Source organism: Stenomitos rutilans (assembly GCF_059505485.1).
In genome coordinates this window covers 1-13,769 of record NZ_JCACKR010000163.1, presented here as the reverse complement: position 1 = coordinate 13,769, position 13,769 = coordinate 1, and the positions used below count along the sequence as shown (strand labels likewise).

Annotated in this window: 12 protein-coding genes and 1 tRNA gene; 2 read left to right on the top strand and 11 right to left on the bottom strand. The window is 52.5% G+C overall.

The genetic code is table 11. The features are described from left to right. Positions 1–114 precede the first annotated feature (114 nt). Both AC5JLP_RS33380 and hemE read right to left on the bottom strand, forming a co-directional pair. Positions 115–1,074 carry an NAD-dependent epimerase/dehydratase family protein gene (locus AC5JLP_RS33380; RefSeq protein WP_496072188.1) on the bottom strand — a complete coding sequence of 320 codons (960 nt, stop codon included), beginning with the start codon at positions 1,072–1,074 and terminating at the stop codon, positions 115–117. Between the two features lie 5 nt (positions 1,075–1,079). After that, positions 1,080–2,144, bottom strand: a complete 1,065-nt coding sequence (gene hemE, locus AC5JLP_RS33375) for a uroporphyrinogen decarboxylase (RefSeq protein ID WP_496072187.1) — start codon at positions 2,142–2,144, stop codon at positions 1,080–1,082. 245 nt (positions 2,145–2,389) lie between these two features. On the opposite strand from hemE, the gene AC5JLP_RS33370 reads away from it, so the two are divergent. Both AC5JLP_RS33370 and AC5JLP_RS33365 read left to right on the top strand, forming a co-directional pair. Then, positions 2,390–2,462 (top strand) — tRNA-Thr (locus AC5JLP_RS33370). 192 nt (positions 2,463–2,654) lie between these two features. After that, positions 2,655–3,812 (top strand): Arm DNA-binding domain-containing protein, encoded by a 1,158-nt coding sequence (locus tag AC5JLP_RS33365; RefSeq protein ID WP_496072186.1) that lies wholly within the window; start codon positions 2,655–2,657, stop codon positions 3,810–3,812. 150 nt (positions 3,813–3,962) lie between these two features. Here AC5JLP_RS33365 and AC5JLP_RS33360 read toward each other — a convergent pair whose 3' ends face one another. From AC5JLP_RS33360 to AC5JLP_RS33320, 9 genes are all read right to left on the bottom strand, one after another. After that, on the bottom strand, positions 3,963–4,250 hold the full coding sequence (locus AC5JLP_RS33360) for a hypothetical protein (protein ID WP_496072185.1): 288 nt from the start codon (positions 4,248–4,250) through the stop codon (positions 3,963–3,965). A 45-nt stretch (positions 4,251–4,295) separates the two neighbouring features. Continuing rightward, positions 4,296–5,024, bottom strand: a complete 729-nt coding sequence (locus AC5JLP_RS33355; RefSeq protein ID WP_496072184.1) for a hypothetical protein — start codon at positions 5,022–5,024, stop codon at positions 4,296–4,298. A 27-nt stretch (positions 5,025–5,051) separates the two neighbouring features. After that, positions 5,052–6,650 carry a hypothetical protein gene (locus AC5JLP_RS33350; protein WP_496072183.1) on the bottom strand — a complete coding sequence of 533 codons (1,599 nt, stop codon included), beginning with the start codon at positions 6,648–6,650 and terminating at the stop codon, positions 5,052–5,054. A gap of 23 nt (positions 6,651–6,673) precedes the next feature. Next, positions 6,674–7,444 (bottom strand): hypothetical protein, encoded by a 771-nt coding sequence (locus AC5JLP_RS33345; protein WP_496072182.1) that lies wholly within the window; start codon positions 7,442–7,444, stop codon positions 6,674–6,676. Continuing rightward, positions 7,441–8,577, bottom strand: a complete 1,137-nt coding sequence (locus tag AC5JLP_RS33340) for a hypothetical protein (RefSeq protein WP_496072181.1) — start codon at positions 8,575–8,577, stop codon at positions 7,441–7,443. The genes AC5JLP_RS33345 and AC5JLP_RS33340 overlap by 4 nt, the downstream gene beginning before the upstream one ends. A gap of 25 nt (positions 8,578–8,602) precedes the next feature. Continuing rightward, complete coding sequence (locus tag AC5JLP_RS33335; RefSeq protein ID WP_496072180.1) at positions 8,603–9,481, bottom strand: hypothetical protein; 879 nt, start codon at positions 9,479–9,481, stop codon at positions 8,603–8,605. Between the two features lie 18 nt (positions 9,482–9,499). After that, positions 9,500–12,751 (bottom strand): putative type IV secretion/conjugal transfer ATPase, encoded by a 3,252-nt coding sequence (locus AC5JLP_RS33330; protein WP_496072179.1) that lies wholly within the window; start codon positions 12,749–12,751, stop codon positions 9,500–9,502. Between the two features lie 13 nt (positions 12,752–12,764). After that, complete coding sequence (locus AC5JLP_RS33325) at positions 12,765–13,352, bottom strand: hypothetical protein (RefSeq protein WP_496072178.1); 588 nt, start codon at positions 13,350–13,352, stop codon at positions 12,765–12,767. A gap of 24 nt (positions 13,353–13,376) precedes the next feature. Then, positions 13,377–13,769: hypothetical protein (locus tag AC5JLP_RS33320; RefSeq protein ID WP_496072177.1), on the bottom strand; the 393-nt coding region annotated here is incomplete at its 5' end.

Below are 13,769 nucleotides of genomic sequence, written 5' to 3'. Positions count from 1 at the left end.
GACTATCCTAGAGTCACCACATTTCACTCTTTTTGTCAATGCGTAAGTTCTATAATTAACGCTGATACATCGGGTAAAAAGTCCCAATGCACTGACGACGAGCAGCAAGGTCGATCAACGCCGATGTCGAACGCCGCTTAGCTTTAAGACATCGCTAAACGTGGCGCAATACGTTGGTAGACCCAAAGTTTCTGGACTCACCACGTAACGGTGCGTGAAATGGCGATAGTTCATTGAAAAGCGATCCCAGTCTGCCATCTTGATGCGAAAGAGGAAAATGATCAGGTTGGCTAGTTCCTGAGTGAGTGGGATGCGAAAGTAAATACGCTTGTTAAGGTAAATGCAGGCTTCCTCGATCGCTTGATTCACCGTCATCATCTGGTTGCCCAAAACAAGCTGTCGCGATTCTCCTTCGACGGGCGGCTTTTCGATTAGAAACAGCACAATCTGAGCAATATCCTTGCCATGAATGAAGTGAAAGCTGCCTTCTGTTTTTAAGAACCGCAGTAGCCCAATCCAAGTGACGACTTGGGCGATGCCAGACGAAATATGGGATTGGGGCTTATGCGCATCGCCACCCAATAGCAACGTGGGAAACAGGGTTGTAATGCGCGGCGCAATCTTAAGTTTGTCAAGCTGCTGAAAACACGTGTACTTCGATCGAATATAGTCGTGGCCGGTTGTTTCTGCCTCTTTTAAGGGTAGATTGTCACGATTGAGAATGCTGGCAGTCGAGAAATAGATTACCTGCTGGCAAACATCGAGATCGAGCAGACTCATTAGACGAAGCGTTTGGGTCACGTTTATGTCGTAGACCTCCTGAACACCTCCCCATGCGGTTGCGATCAGCACGGCACAGTCGATCGTCTTCAACAACTCACTGAACTGGTCAATCCCGCGCAGATCTGACTGCAAGATGGTGATGCCAGAACGAGCGCGATAATCAAACTTTAGCTTGTCTGGGTTCCGGACTAGCAGGAAAAGCTCATGCTTAGTTTCTTGAATCAGAGCTTCAACAACGTAGTGACCAATACAGCCACTCGCGCCAGTCACAAAAATCCGCTTGGACGTCATCGGGGTTAAGCATGAACGGCTAACAACTGATCAGCCTGCTTGCCGATTTCAAAGAAAAAGGCGGCATTTTCTTCAGGCGTGTTCGGTAGAATACCATGCCCTAGATTCAGTATGTGCTTTCGGTTGCCAGCTTTACGGATTGTGTCGAGGATTCGATCGCGAATAAAGTCTTGCGAACCAAACAGCACGCCTGGGTCAAGGTTGCCCTGAACAATGATATCTTTGCCCAGTCTAGCCCGTGCATCCGCCATGTCCACCGTCCAATCGATCGTTAAAATGTCAGCTCCAGACTTTGCCATGCGTTCTAGCAAACCCGCACTATCGCTGACCAGCAAAATTAGCGGTGTGTCGGGATGCGCCTCCTTAATTTTGCGGAACACCTGCTGCTGGTAAGGCAACGCAAAGGTGTCGTAGTCCTGTGGGCTTAGCTGACCTGCCCAGGAGTCAAACATTTGCACGACTTGAGCACCACAGTCAATCTGGTAGCAAGCATACGTGGCGATCGCCTCTGCTAAGGTTGCCAGCAGTTGATGCAAAACCGCCGGGTTAGAAAACGCCATGTGCTTGATGACAGCATAGGTCTTAGACCCTTTCCCCTCAACCGCATAGGCTGCCAGCGTCCAGGGTGCGCCGACAAATCCCAGCACCGTAGATTCATTCCCCACTTCTGTCCGTAGTGCTTGCAGAATGGGTTTAATAAAAGGCAAGGAGTCTTCCGGTTCCAATGGTCGAAGTGCTTTGATTTGAGCCTCTGTTCGAATGGGGTCGGCAATGATTGGCCCCTTACCCTCGGCAATATCCATTTCAATGCCCAGTCCGGGCAGCGGCGTCACAATGTCCGAGAACAAAATCACCCCATCCGGTCGAAAGGCTCTCCAGGGCTGAAGCGAGATTTCGATCGCCACTTCAGGAATCTCAGAGCGCTCACGAAACGACGGATACTTCTCCCGCAGGTCACGATAGGCTTTCATGTAGCGTCCAGCCTGCCGCATCATCCATACAGGTGGCCGATCTAACGTTTCGCCGCGAGCTGCTCGTAGCAGGTAGGGAACCTGGGTTGACCCGGTCATTTAAGCTTGTCCTAGCACTTTGATTGCATCTGTTAGCTTATCATCCTGAGCACACTGTTTTGCTCATCGCTCCAAGTTCTTAGGGTTAAACGTCGCGACTCCGGATGCCACACTTCAGGTATCGGCTTCTTCATCGTCTGTTCTAAGTTAGATGCTGTAGCGACTGATTTATAAGGAATGCCTTTGAAGGTTCGCGATCGACCACAGACGCGACAAAGTTTGTTACCATGACTTACTGATGGTACGCTGGTGTAGCTCAGTTGGTAGAGCAGCTGATTTGTAATCAGCCGGTCGCAAGTTCGAGTCTTGTCACCAGCTTCAGTAGAAATGAGGCTTTTATCCATCTGCTAAGACTTTCAGCGCTCGGTAAGTCAGTGCCTTGAGTGAGTGATGACTTGGCTGAGTGATCGTTTTTGACATTTTTGGACTAGTTTGGGGTACGAATTGGGGTACGAATTGGGGTACAGGAGATATACTTGGTAGAGCAGCTAATCTGTACCCCGAAAGAATATGTACAGCAAGAAGAACCCCAAGAAGCCTAAGCGTGGTGCCGTTAAGATTAAAGTTTCACGCTATAGCTTGCAGCTCGTCTTTAGCTACGAGGGAAAACGCTTTTATCTTTCTCCAGGTTTGAGAGATACTCCCTACGAGCGCAAGAAAGCGCAGGATATTGCTTTTGAGCTTGAACGAGATATTGACTATGGTCAGTTTGACCCCAATAATCTAGAGAAATACAAGGTTGAACCCGCTCTGACCAATGCCGATGTCGATACCGCACCCAGTACCCCGATTCTTGATCTGTCTGAACTTTGGAATCGTTACCAAGATACTAAAAAAGCGGGTAAATCTCCAGCCACAATTAGAATGTACGGTTGGGTCGCTAATCATCTGGAGCGATGCCCTTACAAGCAACCCATTGAAGCTCAAGCGATTTTTGATTGGATCAATGCAAATGTCCCCGCTGACTCGGCTAAGCGAGTTTTAATGCACCTATCGGCTTGCTGCAAATGGGCGAGAAAGTTAGGCACTCTAGACTTAAACCCCTTTGAGGGCATGGCATCAGAAGTGAAGGTTAAGAAAGCTGGCACTGAGGAAGATGAAGTTTTTCCTTTCACTACAGAAGAGCGCGATCGCATTATTGCAGCGTTCAAAAGCAGTCGTTACTACCGTCACTATGCTTCACTGGTCGAATTTCTCTTTTTCACAGGCTGTAGACCATCAGAAGCGATCGCACTGCGTTGGAAACATATTAACCGAGCTGTGATTACGTTTGAGCAAGCGGTTATCTATGATGGGCAAGGGCTAGTCTTAAAGGATGGACTAAAAACTCAGAAAGCAAGGAGGTTCCCCATCAATGCTCAATTGACTACATTAATTGAAGCAATCAAACCAGAAGACTGTGATCCTTCAGCGCTAGTATTCCCCAGCCCTAAAGGTAAGTTTATTGACTGGCACAATTTTACAGGCAGAGCCTGGAAAAACGTTCTTAACTCACTGGCAGATGTTGCATATCGAAACCCTTACCAAACTAGACATACATTTTGTAGTCTGTGTAGAGAGCAGAATATTCCCAGTATCCAAATCTCAAAGTGGGCAGGCAATTCAGCACAAATGATCGATCGCTGCTACGCTAAAGCCGTTGAGAATGTTACTGTTCCTGACCTATAGAACGATCGTTGATATACATTCAATGAAGGCTTGCAACAATATAAAGGTAAATATAAAAGTAGAATTACATATCTTTTTGCATGTACTTTGCATACAAAAGAACCCCAGTTACGCTGGGGTTAGGTAGAGCCAGCCAAACTTGGCTAAGGATTAGATCACCTTACTATCGCGCCTGCGGCTGTTCGTAGAAAGTTGCTTCACGTATTGCTCGACAAAGCGTTCATGCTCTATGAGGTTTCCACGATGCAAGGCATAATTCTCAATGAGTATGCGGTTGTAGCGGATGGCGCGTGAGTTCCATTTGACCCAATGCAAGCCTTCGATGATGCCTGAGTTTTCCTTGTTTCTCAAAGACCGCAGTGTAGTGTGATGAATGCCTAAAATTCTTGCCGCTTCTTGTTTGGTGATCAAAATGGCATCGCTGGTCGAAAAATTCATAGACCCTCCCAAAAATGATTGAAAACCTGAGGATGTAAGTACCACTTACTTAGCTGGCAGTGATGGATGCACAACATCTGACTCAAGCGACTCGTTAGATGGTGTACCTAAGCGCTCCAAAGCCTTGAGGACGTTGATGGGCACTTGGGCTGAGGTTGCCGCCTGGGCAATGGTTAGGCGATTGCCTCGCACCAGCGTCAACATCGTTTTGATTCTGGCAACGATTGGATCAGTCGCAGGGGTATAACCTTGACGAATCGCAAGCTCTAAACCCTGTTCAATCCGGTCTATATGTAGTAAACCAAAAGCTGGTTGGAGGTTAGTAAGTGGTGGCTGCACCTGATAAGGGCTTAGCATCACGCCCACGTATTGGGGTTGCGCCACATGGTAAACATTAAAGTTGTAGAGTCGCTGCTGTCCTGCCTGATCAAGGGTTTGAACACTCAGATTGGTGATGCTGGTGGTGGTGGCACCAGGGAACTTTAGGGGACGAATGGGGCGTAAAAAGAGCGTGTTAGCTTGTCCTGAGTCGATCGAAGCATTCGCAGCATAAACCAGACGCGAGGGATCGGCTAGCAGAACATACGTGATGTGCTCGTGAGCCTGGCTAAAGTCGATCGCAGTGGCGCGTCCCGGTCCCACTTGCACATCCACTGTGCTCAGCCTCGCCACATCACGACTGATGACCCGATAGGCTGGTGCTGCCATGGCTGATAGAGTTATCGGACTCATTAGACTAAAACTAAGGACAGCACCGACAAAAATTCGCTTCATCAAAGAAACCTCCATTGTTCAATCGAATTAGCGGTTGACACGGAAAAAGCTGTTAATGACTACAGAAACCTCGGTACCAGCTGGAAGAACGGCAACGGTATTGCGTCTGATCAACTCTTGAGTTGCTTGCTCAGACCGTTGGTTGAGGCGCTGTGCTGTGGTATTGAAGAAGCCGTCAAGCAAGGCTGGTAAGAGATTGGGTTGGCGCGATCGCCGAATGGTAGTGCTGGAAAAGCTGTCTGAATTAATCGCATTGCTAAATTCTTCTGTCGGCTGGTTGAGTAAAGCTCCTGCTTGACCCAAAGCACTCAACCCACCCACCAGCAAGTCTTGCTTGGCAAGGGCAGCGCCAGGATCATTGAGCTTGCGAGCCACCAGTGGTGCTCCCTGCTTGCCCTGAAGCAGAATGGCACCGGGAGGAACCACCTCTTGCCTGAAACCACCATCACGACCGCGATAGAGAACCGCGATCGCACTGGCAGAGACCAACTGATTGTCTGGACTCACAGTTGTTGCCTGCATCATCAGTTGGGTGCCTTGCGGTAGGGCAACCGCCCCATCACTGGTGTGCATGTCCTCAGTCAACTCTACCTGGAACCGACCCTTGGGCGTTTGAGTCTTGTCATCCTTACCACTGCTGGTATCCCAAACCAGCGGTATCGTCACGCTTGCTGGTGTCGTCGTGCCCAATGGCACTGGCACGAGAGCATTCAGGGCTGGCTCTGGAGCGGTGGCAACGCTTATGGTCGGAGCAGTAAGAGAGCGATCGCCCAACAGCAGCTCCGGAGCGGCAATACCTGCGTGTTTGAGGATACCCAAAGTGCCTGGAGTCAGGTCGTTCGCAGTGCTTTCCAGACTCGTTGGGGCAGCACCTGGAGGCATTGCCTCTGGACTCTGATCGGCTACAAGAGTTGGCACGGAAGTTCCGAGCTGCACGCTTGGAAACGGGGAGGGCGTGGTCGGGTTGGTGGCAACTGTGGCAGCGGCAGCAGTCGGCTGATCAACGGTTGCCTCTGCTTTACCCAGCGCCGCCAGAGCCGACCAGCGTGCCAAGGGGTCAACAGGTGGTTCAGTTCTTGGTGCGACAGGTGTGGCTGTACGCGCTGGCAGCGGTGGCGCGATCGCGGCAGGCGCTGGCACTGGCGCTGAGGCTGGTTTTGTTGCCGTTGCTTTGCCAGCCGCTACAGGTATGGACTGGGGTGGCTCCGGTCTGGCAGCAGCAACAACTTTTTTCTGATCCTGAAAGGCAAGCTGACTGCGAAGCGCAGCCGCATCGTCTGGGACGATTTGCGGCGGTGCTTTGTCTGACTCAGGGGCTTGGCTGGGCTTCTGCGCCACGGTGCGCGGGAAAACGCCGAAGGCAAGACCAGCCACAACCCCTAAGCCAGTGCCTGTGGCCACTAGCGTGAACAGAGTCTTGGGCAGCGGCTTTGGTGTCCCGGTCGAGGCACCCGTCGCCAGGTGCTCCGATGGCTCCGTCACATCACTACCCTGTTCTGCCAAAGCAAACGCTTCTGGCACTAAGGGTTGAGCCGTCGGCGAGGCTAATCCCGCCAACTGCTTTTGCGTCTCAGGATCGATCGCGGATTGAGCCGCATCAGGAGGGAATAATTCAGGTGCTTTCATAGTTTCCAACAGCTAATGATGAACTACTGAGGCGACTTGGTTGCACCACCCGCTTGACCACCATTGGGGTCATAGGGGGTGATATCCGTGATTTGCAGTCCAGCAGCACGCAAGTCGTAGATTTTGCGTTCGACCGGTGATGCCTGATCACCCAGGGGCGAGCGCGGTATTTCCACAGTTTGCAACGTGAACGTGCGATTGAAGGGCAGGCGCTCGCTAGCACCCGTTTGACGATCCATCACCATGCGCGTGGCAACCAGATCGACCTGCCACTTCGAGGGTGCCAGTTGGCGGGGTTCTGAGAGGTAGTTAATGACGGTGACAGCGCGAGTTTTGCCAGTAAACACAGTGCTGGGTACCAGATCAGCCAGCTCTTTAAGCGAAGCTTCCGCAAACGTGGGTTCCAGCATGACCGAAGCAAACCAGGTGTTGAGCGGTACTTTCTTTTTGGCTGCTTTGATCAGTACCCCTTCATCCCGCTGGTCAGTGCCAGTGAGGGTACCGTCCCAATTGAAGGTCAGTGTGGTCCAATCACTCACCACTTTGCGTAGCACCTGGGGATAACGAAAGTTGCGGTCTTGCTCAGAGATGTAAACGGTCTCGCCGTTGACGAGTTGTGCCATAGTGGGGCGGCGGCTTGCCAGCACATTTTGTTTGGCAGCTAGAAACAGCAGCCCCAATAACAGCAGCAGTTGAGTCCCGAGAATCCCCATCTGGAGCAAAGCCAGCAAGTTCTTTGACTCGACGGTCAGAAGGTTCGTCCGGTTAAGGGCTTTGAAACGTCCAATGTTCATCGCAGGAATTTAGTAAGGGCGACACTACTGGCAACGCCAACCGCGTTGCTAGCAAAATCAAGCAGGGCTTTGATGTTATTGGCAAGCCCGTTGTAGAGCGCAAGACCACCACCACGGGCAATAAGCAGGGCTAGAGCCGGGGCAAACAGGCTCAAGAACGCCGCAAAGGCAAGGTCGGTCACGATCTCGCCACCGGAGCGCACTACTACGGCAGCGACCAGACCCACCAGGATGTTGTAACCCAGTTGAGCACCAATCAAGCTGAGGAAACCCGTCAACCAAGCAAAGATAGGGCGTCCCTGAAACGGCAAGAGCGATAGCCCCATCGCGATCGGTCCAAACAGCGCGGTCAGCAGCAACGCCGCTTCCAGGATGTTGACGAATGCCCACTGCAAGCTAAAGAGAAAGAACCGGATGAGGGGCAAGGAATTGTCTCGCAGAAAGCCACCGGGGTTAAAGACAGCACGACCAACTGTGCCGATCGTGGTTGCTCCAGCCGCATTGATTAAGGCTTCACCAAAAGTACGTAGTCCATCTAACGGCATTTTGGCTTGCTGTTCTGCCTGCTGCATGATTGCCTGTGCACGCTCTTTTTTCTCATCCCAGCAGGCAACCAGTTCTTGACCCGTCAGCCCCTGGCACTCGCTGTAGAGATTTTGCAAGGCTTCTTTAGCGGCGGCACTAATGCCAAGGCGGGTAATTGCATCGCGATACGTCAACTCACCCAGCTGCACATTCAACACATTCTGCACCTGGGCATAGCCGAAGTTACGGAGGAGGAGGGTGGTCTGTGCCAGCAGACTCCCATTCCCACCCAGGAAAAAGATAATCACCAGCGGCCAGACAAACAACGTTGCCAGTTCTGACCAGGACTGTTTGTCCAGAATTTCTTTGCCGCTGACCAGTGCCAGGTAGAGGATACTGACCGCCGCCAGCACCAAGCCCAGACGCACCATCCCAGTCCATAAGCCATCGTCAAGCGGACTAATGACATCATTCCAGGCAAGGTTCCACGCTTCGATCGTTTGTCGCGACAGGTCGATCGCCTGACTAACAATGCCCAGCGCCTGATTTTCTCCGCCTGAGGAGGTAAACACGCCATCGGTTTGAGCAAGGTAGTAGTACATCATCATTCCTGCCTTTACTGTCTGTCATCGATTAGCGATCGCTGGTCTCCGATCCCAGATAAAACCCACCAGGCAAGGTCATTAAGCCAGTCTGCTGCGTGGCAGCATTGCCAGCCGCAATCCCCCTGCGGCGATCGGTTGTGGTGATCATCGAAAGGTCACGGGCTTGTTGAGCGCTGAGAGTATTGGCGATCGCCCGATCCACCCGCCCCTGCTGGGCTTCTTTCAGCACTTCCTGGTTGACCTGCCCATTCAATGCAGTCTGAAGCGACAGGTTTTGCAGAATCTGCTGCGTGACATCCAGGCTTTGCGACTCCTGCCCCAGCTGAGTATTTGCCTGCGTTTGTTGCGCGGTTTGCTGCGCCCGTTGCGCCAGCGCTTGTTGGGCGGATTGACTTAGCGTGGCAGCGTAAGCAATGCCCAACGCGGTGTCACGGGACGCTTTCCCGGCGATGTCGTGGCGAATGGCATAGGAACCCTGCCCCCCCTGCTGATTTTCCAGTTGTTCAGATAGTGCGGCAGACTCATTGCTACTGGTGGGTGTACTGCCTGCCTGGTCAGTTGTTTGTTTGAGGTCGGGAATGCCAAAAGCACCCAACGCTCCATTGAGAACGCTTTCAAACGTCCTGGGTAAGTTCGTCACAAAGCTCTGAATGCCACCAAAGATGCTGCTCACCTGATTGCCAAGCTGACTGCTCACCTGATTGATTTGGTTCGGGACAGAGAGCACCGTGGTGTTGCCTTGCCCGGTGGCAGTGGGCAGGGACGGTTGATTGGGCAATGGTGGTTGATTGACAGCCGCCCCAGCCGCGATGGGATCTTGGGTCAGTGCCTGGGCGTTTTGAGTGTACGAAACGCTGAAAATAAAACTGGTTGCAGTTAGCAATGCGAGTAATGTGGATTTTCTCATGGCTTTCCTCCGAATAACTTACAAACGGGTGGCAATGATTTGCAGCGAATTACTGATGCTGGACGATTCAGAACTGGGCAATTCAGCATGAATGAGATCTGAGACACGTCCAATGTGATGCAGTCCCTTGCCTTCTTTAAGGGCAGGAATGTACTGCTGGGTGAAGGCTGCTAGAGCTTCGAGATTACCAATCAAGGTGTCGGGAAACTGCTCCATCACACGGGCACGGGCTGCTTGCTCCTCCTGGTTATTGGCAATACTGGCGAGCGTCATCTCGCCGGGATAGTAGCGACAGACCCAGAACCGGCCGTCTTTCTCTAAGAGCCAGTAGGAGTAGAGTTCGCTGGCTTTGGGCAAAGAGGCATCACTGGCGTTGCGGCTGATGATAGCAGGGTCGTAGTGCAGGTATTTCTGAAACGAGTTGGCAGCGGCGGCAGTGATGCGTCCAGTGATGCGATAGCTCATGTTTTGTAGAATCTGTGGACCTGTCGCACATTCATAAATGCTGTCCGGGTCCTGACTAATCAGACAAACGGAAATACCGTCCTTTCTCCCGGTCGCACAGGTCTCTCCCACCATCTGGGCAAAGCCAGGACGCTTGAGCAACACCGATAGTTCATCGCCAATAAACAAACTTTTGGGATAAGAGAGAGCATTGCGGATACAGGCAGCATGGGCGTTGATCGCCATTAGGTAAGCATCCTGCCCACTATCGTTGTTGAGTCCACTGAGGGCAAAGAACTTCATCGCGGGTTCCGGCGAGAAGGAGCTAGGGGCACTGAGTGCGCGTCCCACGTTAGAACGAAACAAAGCCTCAATCTGGGTGGTGATCTGGTTGAGAGCCGCCCGATCGAGATCCTCAAACGAGCGCAAATTTAAGCGTTCACGCGTGCAGTAGCGAACAAAGTCCCGCAGCGTTGGTATTTGCTGCCATGCATTGGCTTTCCAACCGTGCTCAAAGGCGCGATTGTACCGCTCAATCATGTCTGGGTCACGGAGAAAGACATCGAGTGCCATTCGGAGCAGTGCTTCCACACGCTGCCCCAGTTGAGGGTTGTTGACCTTGCCCATCGCGATCGCGATCAACGCACGCAGGGTCAACTCCTTCCAACTTTCTAGCCGCCGCTCCCGCTCCGCTTTGTCAAACTTTCGCAGGTCAGGCGGTTCCAGCAGATTGGACGAACCGCGCGTAAGGTCGAAGTAGGCACCCTCATCCCCCAGCAGTCGAATCGCTGTTTTGAAAGTGCTATCACCCCCAGAGGAGATGTCCATCCCGACAACGGGGATGTTTTGCCCGAGGGCATCCAGCGCAAAGCGCCAGCCCAAGACGCTTTTACCAGAACCAGAGGTGCCTGTGATCAGCACGCGTTTGGCTTCCTGACTGAATAGGTCGATGTAAATGGGTTTACCACCGCGATCGCTAAGGAATTCCACGCCCTGCCGATCAAGATCTTTGGGTACGGTGAGCGGCAGGAAGCCAGCCGCTGTTTGCGTCGTGGGTGTCAACCGTCGTTCGCTGCTGATCACATTGTTGTCTTGTAGCAGGCGTTTATTGGTGATGGGCAAGGTTTGCAGCCACAGTGACCAGGCAATATGCGGTTCTCGAATCACTTTGGCAGAATCAAAATTGTTCGCCAGCGTCTGGCAAGCGAGGTCTAACTGTCGTTGCGTGTCGCGATAAACCAGAAACACCGCTGCACAATGCACTGCCCGGACGCCTTCATACAGTTGCCGTTGTGCCTCAAATGATGCTTCCTGCTTCACCTCTGCCCCCACATCACGACCCTGCCCTTTCGTGAACGCTCGCGTACTGGCAGAGCGGGACTGTTTTGCCTGCCGTGCCAGGTTGTCTTGAATCAGGTAGTCATTGGCACGGCTGATTTCGACCCAGGCTTCGGTGTCATGCACAAACCCAGCAGACAACACTTGCCAGAGCCAGCGCAGTTGTTCACGGGTATTTAACCATCCGGCTGGCGGCTCTTCCATCACCAACACCCCACACCGCTGCTTCTGGCTTTGACCAGGCAGCCGAATCGTGTCGTCCCGCTGCTGGTGCATCGGACAGGCAGACTGCCCCTGCATCCCTTCAATCAAAACCGTGACGCTATGTTTGTGAGTCGTGGCGTGCTCATCGAGCGTGAAGCCATCTTCCGTCTCTTCCAGGCTGAGCACCTGCGGCACGGCTGGAGGGACACCATCGTTAAAGCGGTGCCACAACCATTGCCAGAGTTCGTCCTTATTGCAGGACTTCAGGTTCAGCCCCATTTTTGTCGTGAGCAGCATCTCCCAGTTGGTAAACCCTTCCTGAAACGCCCGCAGCAGCAACTTTTGGTAGAACTGTTCCTGGTAGAGGCGAGTGTTGCCAGTGATCGTGCCCAGCGTGATCTGGGACAGGTCGCGCCACCAGTGTTGCACCCCATGCCACCAATCTTTGTGAGCCGCTGCACCCGTGTCGTCTGCCGTCCAGGTGCAGAACACATATTGTTGCCAGACCTGACGTTTGCCCGCTGCGGTCAACGCCTGCAACCGCTTTTGTTCATTGCGGAGTAAGACAGCGATCGGGGTAAAGCCGCAGGTGTCTGCCAGTGACTCCAGCGCTTGTTGACGTGAGGCATCGTCGCTGTAGCACCCCGTGCAGAACGTGATCCGCTCTCCAGCGGGCAGATATTTCAAGCCTTCTTCTAAGGTGTCAGCCATTGTCATCAGTTCATTGTTGGTCAACCGATCGTGTAGTCCTTCCAGTTGAAACGCAAACACAAACTGGTATTGGTGCTTGCCAACTTCAAGTAGGAAGGCGCTGACTGACCGTCCCTCTTTTTTGATTTCGGCAAGGCAGCAGAGATTCATATCATTTTGAAAGGGCATAAACCGCTGTTTGCCTCCCTGTGGGGTTGGAACAAGGCGTGGTTTGAGTTTGATACGGACAACACCATCGCCATACTTTTGGCGCATAAAGCGCGAACGCTGTGAGGGTAAAAGGGGGATATAGGTTTGGTTGCCGTTGCACCAGTCTTTACCGGGTGGACTCTGCCACTGGTTGAGAAATCGATACGGTCGGCTGCCGGTGAGTAGCCACCAACTGACCACGAGCCAGAAGGCACCACCGAAAAACCACCCTAAACCCAGACTGAAGCACCCATTGGTGAGGAGGTAAGACACCAACACCAAGCCGATCCAGGGTACTAATTGATTGGCGGGGATGGGACCGATCGAGGCCTCTTTGCCCAGAATGGTGTTGTATTTGATGAAATGGTCGGGGTTGCGTGACATCAGCTTGTCCTCCTTAACCACCAGCGGTGCCAGTGCCGTTGCCGATAAAGAGGAAGGTGACCACATCGATCGCAATCACGATCGCGAATGCCAAGCCCACCTGCGTCACGATCGGTCGCCAGTCGTTGCCTTGCTGCGCCTGGTTGTAGGCAAAGAGGGCTGCCGCTGCCACCAGCAACAGAAAGACACCACGAATTAGGTTGAAGATGAGTTTGATGACTTCTGGACTCACCGTTTCACCGCTGCCACCAGACTGTGCTTGAGCGGCTAATTCAGTGAAAAACTGTTCCAAGCCACTCAGGAAGACGGCATCGGCAGGCTGGGCAAAGAGACTACAAAAGGCGGTGACGGTGATAATGGCTGTGACAATATGCCAGAAGCGAACTTTCGCCTTGACCCAGCGTTCGACGATTGGCAGGGCGCGGGCAAGATGCCAGGAGCTGAGAAAGATGAGACTGGCGCAGCCAAAAACGGCAAGTGTAACAGGTTGATTCACCACGAAATAGACCATTACAACAAGGCAAAGCAGGAGGCACAAACCATCAATGCGATTCAACTTGTATGGTTTGCGTTGCGTGACGGAGAGCTTGTTATTCATCATGCGTGTTGTGTGAGGTGTGCAGGATCAAGCCAATTCAAACGGCTGAGATGAGGTTTCGCGTGCTGGAGCGGAGGGCTGTCGCTCTTCTGCTTGCACGCTGTCTACCAGCGATGCCAGCAGCTCGGCTGGCATTTTGCAGAGTCGAATGTCTGGTTCCTCATCGGGGCTAATGAGGGCATCAAAAACTGGCTGCTGGTTTTGCTTGCGGTCAACGCCCAGCAGTTGCTGCTTGTCGGTTAACAGCGTTTGTAGTTTGAAATCATAGGCATAGGTGCCATCTTCAGGGCTCTCTAGGGAGAACACGGGTGGCTCTCGACCATCAAAAATCTCTGGTAATTGCGCCTGGGCATAACGTATAAATTGTGGCTCAATAGGTGTTGCGGGGAGGTAAAACGAGGAAGCATAGACTAAGATGCT

What these genes read in the sequence shown, in the direction of transcription:
- hemE (WP_496072187.1), bottom strand. Translation starts at nt 2,144, where the DNA reads ATGACCGGGTCAACCCAGGTTCCCTACCTGCTACGAGCAGCTCGCGGC.
- AC5JLP_RS33325 (WP_496072178.1), bottom strand. Translation starts at nt 13,352, where the DNA reads ATGATGAATAACAAGCTCTCCGTCACGCAACGCAAACCATACAAGTTG.
- AC5JLP_RS33345 (WP_496072182.1), bottom strand. Translation starts at nt 7,444, where the DNA reads ATGAACATTGGACGTTTCAAAGCCCTTAACCGGACGAACCTTCTGACC.
- AC5JLP_RS33365 (WP_496072186.1), top strand. Translation starts at nt 2,655, where the DNA reads ATGTACAGCAAGAAGAACCCCAAGAAGCCTAAGCGTGGTGCCGTTAAG.
- AC5JLP_RS33380 (WP_496072188.1), bottom strand. Translation starts at nt 1,074, where the DNA reads ATGACGTCCAAGCGGATTTTTGTGACTGGCGCGAGTGGCTGTATTGGT.
- AC5JLP_RS33360 (WP_496072185.1), bottom strand. Translation starts at nt 4,250, where the DNA reads ATGAATTTTTCGACCAGCGATGCCATTTTGATCACCAAACAAGAAGCG.
- AC5JLP_RS33340 (WP_496072181.1), bottom strand. Translation starts at nt 8,577, where the DNA reads ATGATGATGTACTACTACCTTGCTCAAACCGATGGCGTGTTTACCTCC.
- AC5JLP_RS33350 (WP_496072183.1), bottom strand. Translation starts at nt 6,650, where the DNA reads ATGAAAGCACCTGAATTATTCCCTCCTGATGCGGCTCAATCCGCGATC.
- AC5JLP_RS33330 (WP_496072179.1), bottom strand. Translation starts at nt 12,751, where the DNA reads ATGTCACGCAACCCCGACCATTTCATCAAATACAACACCATTCTGGGC.
- AC5JLP_RS33355 (WP_496072184.1), bottom strand. Translation starts at nt 5,024, where the DNA reads ATGAAGCGAATTTTTGTCGGTGCTGTCCTTAGTTTTAGTCTAATGAGT.
- AC5JLP_RS33335 (WP_496072180.1), bottom strand. Translation starts at nt 9,481, where the DNA reads ATGAGAAAATCCACATTACTCGCATTGCTAACTGCAACCAGTTTTATT.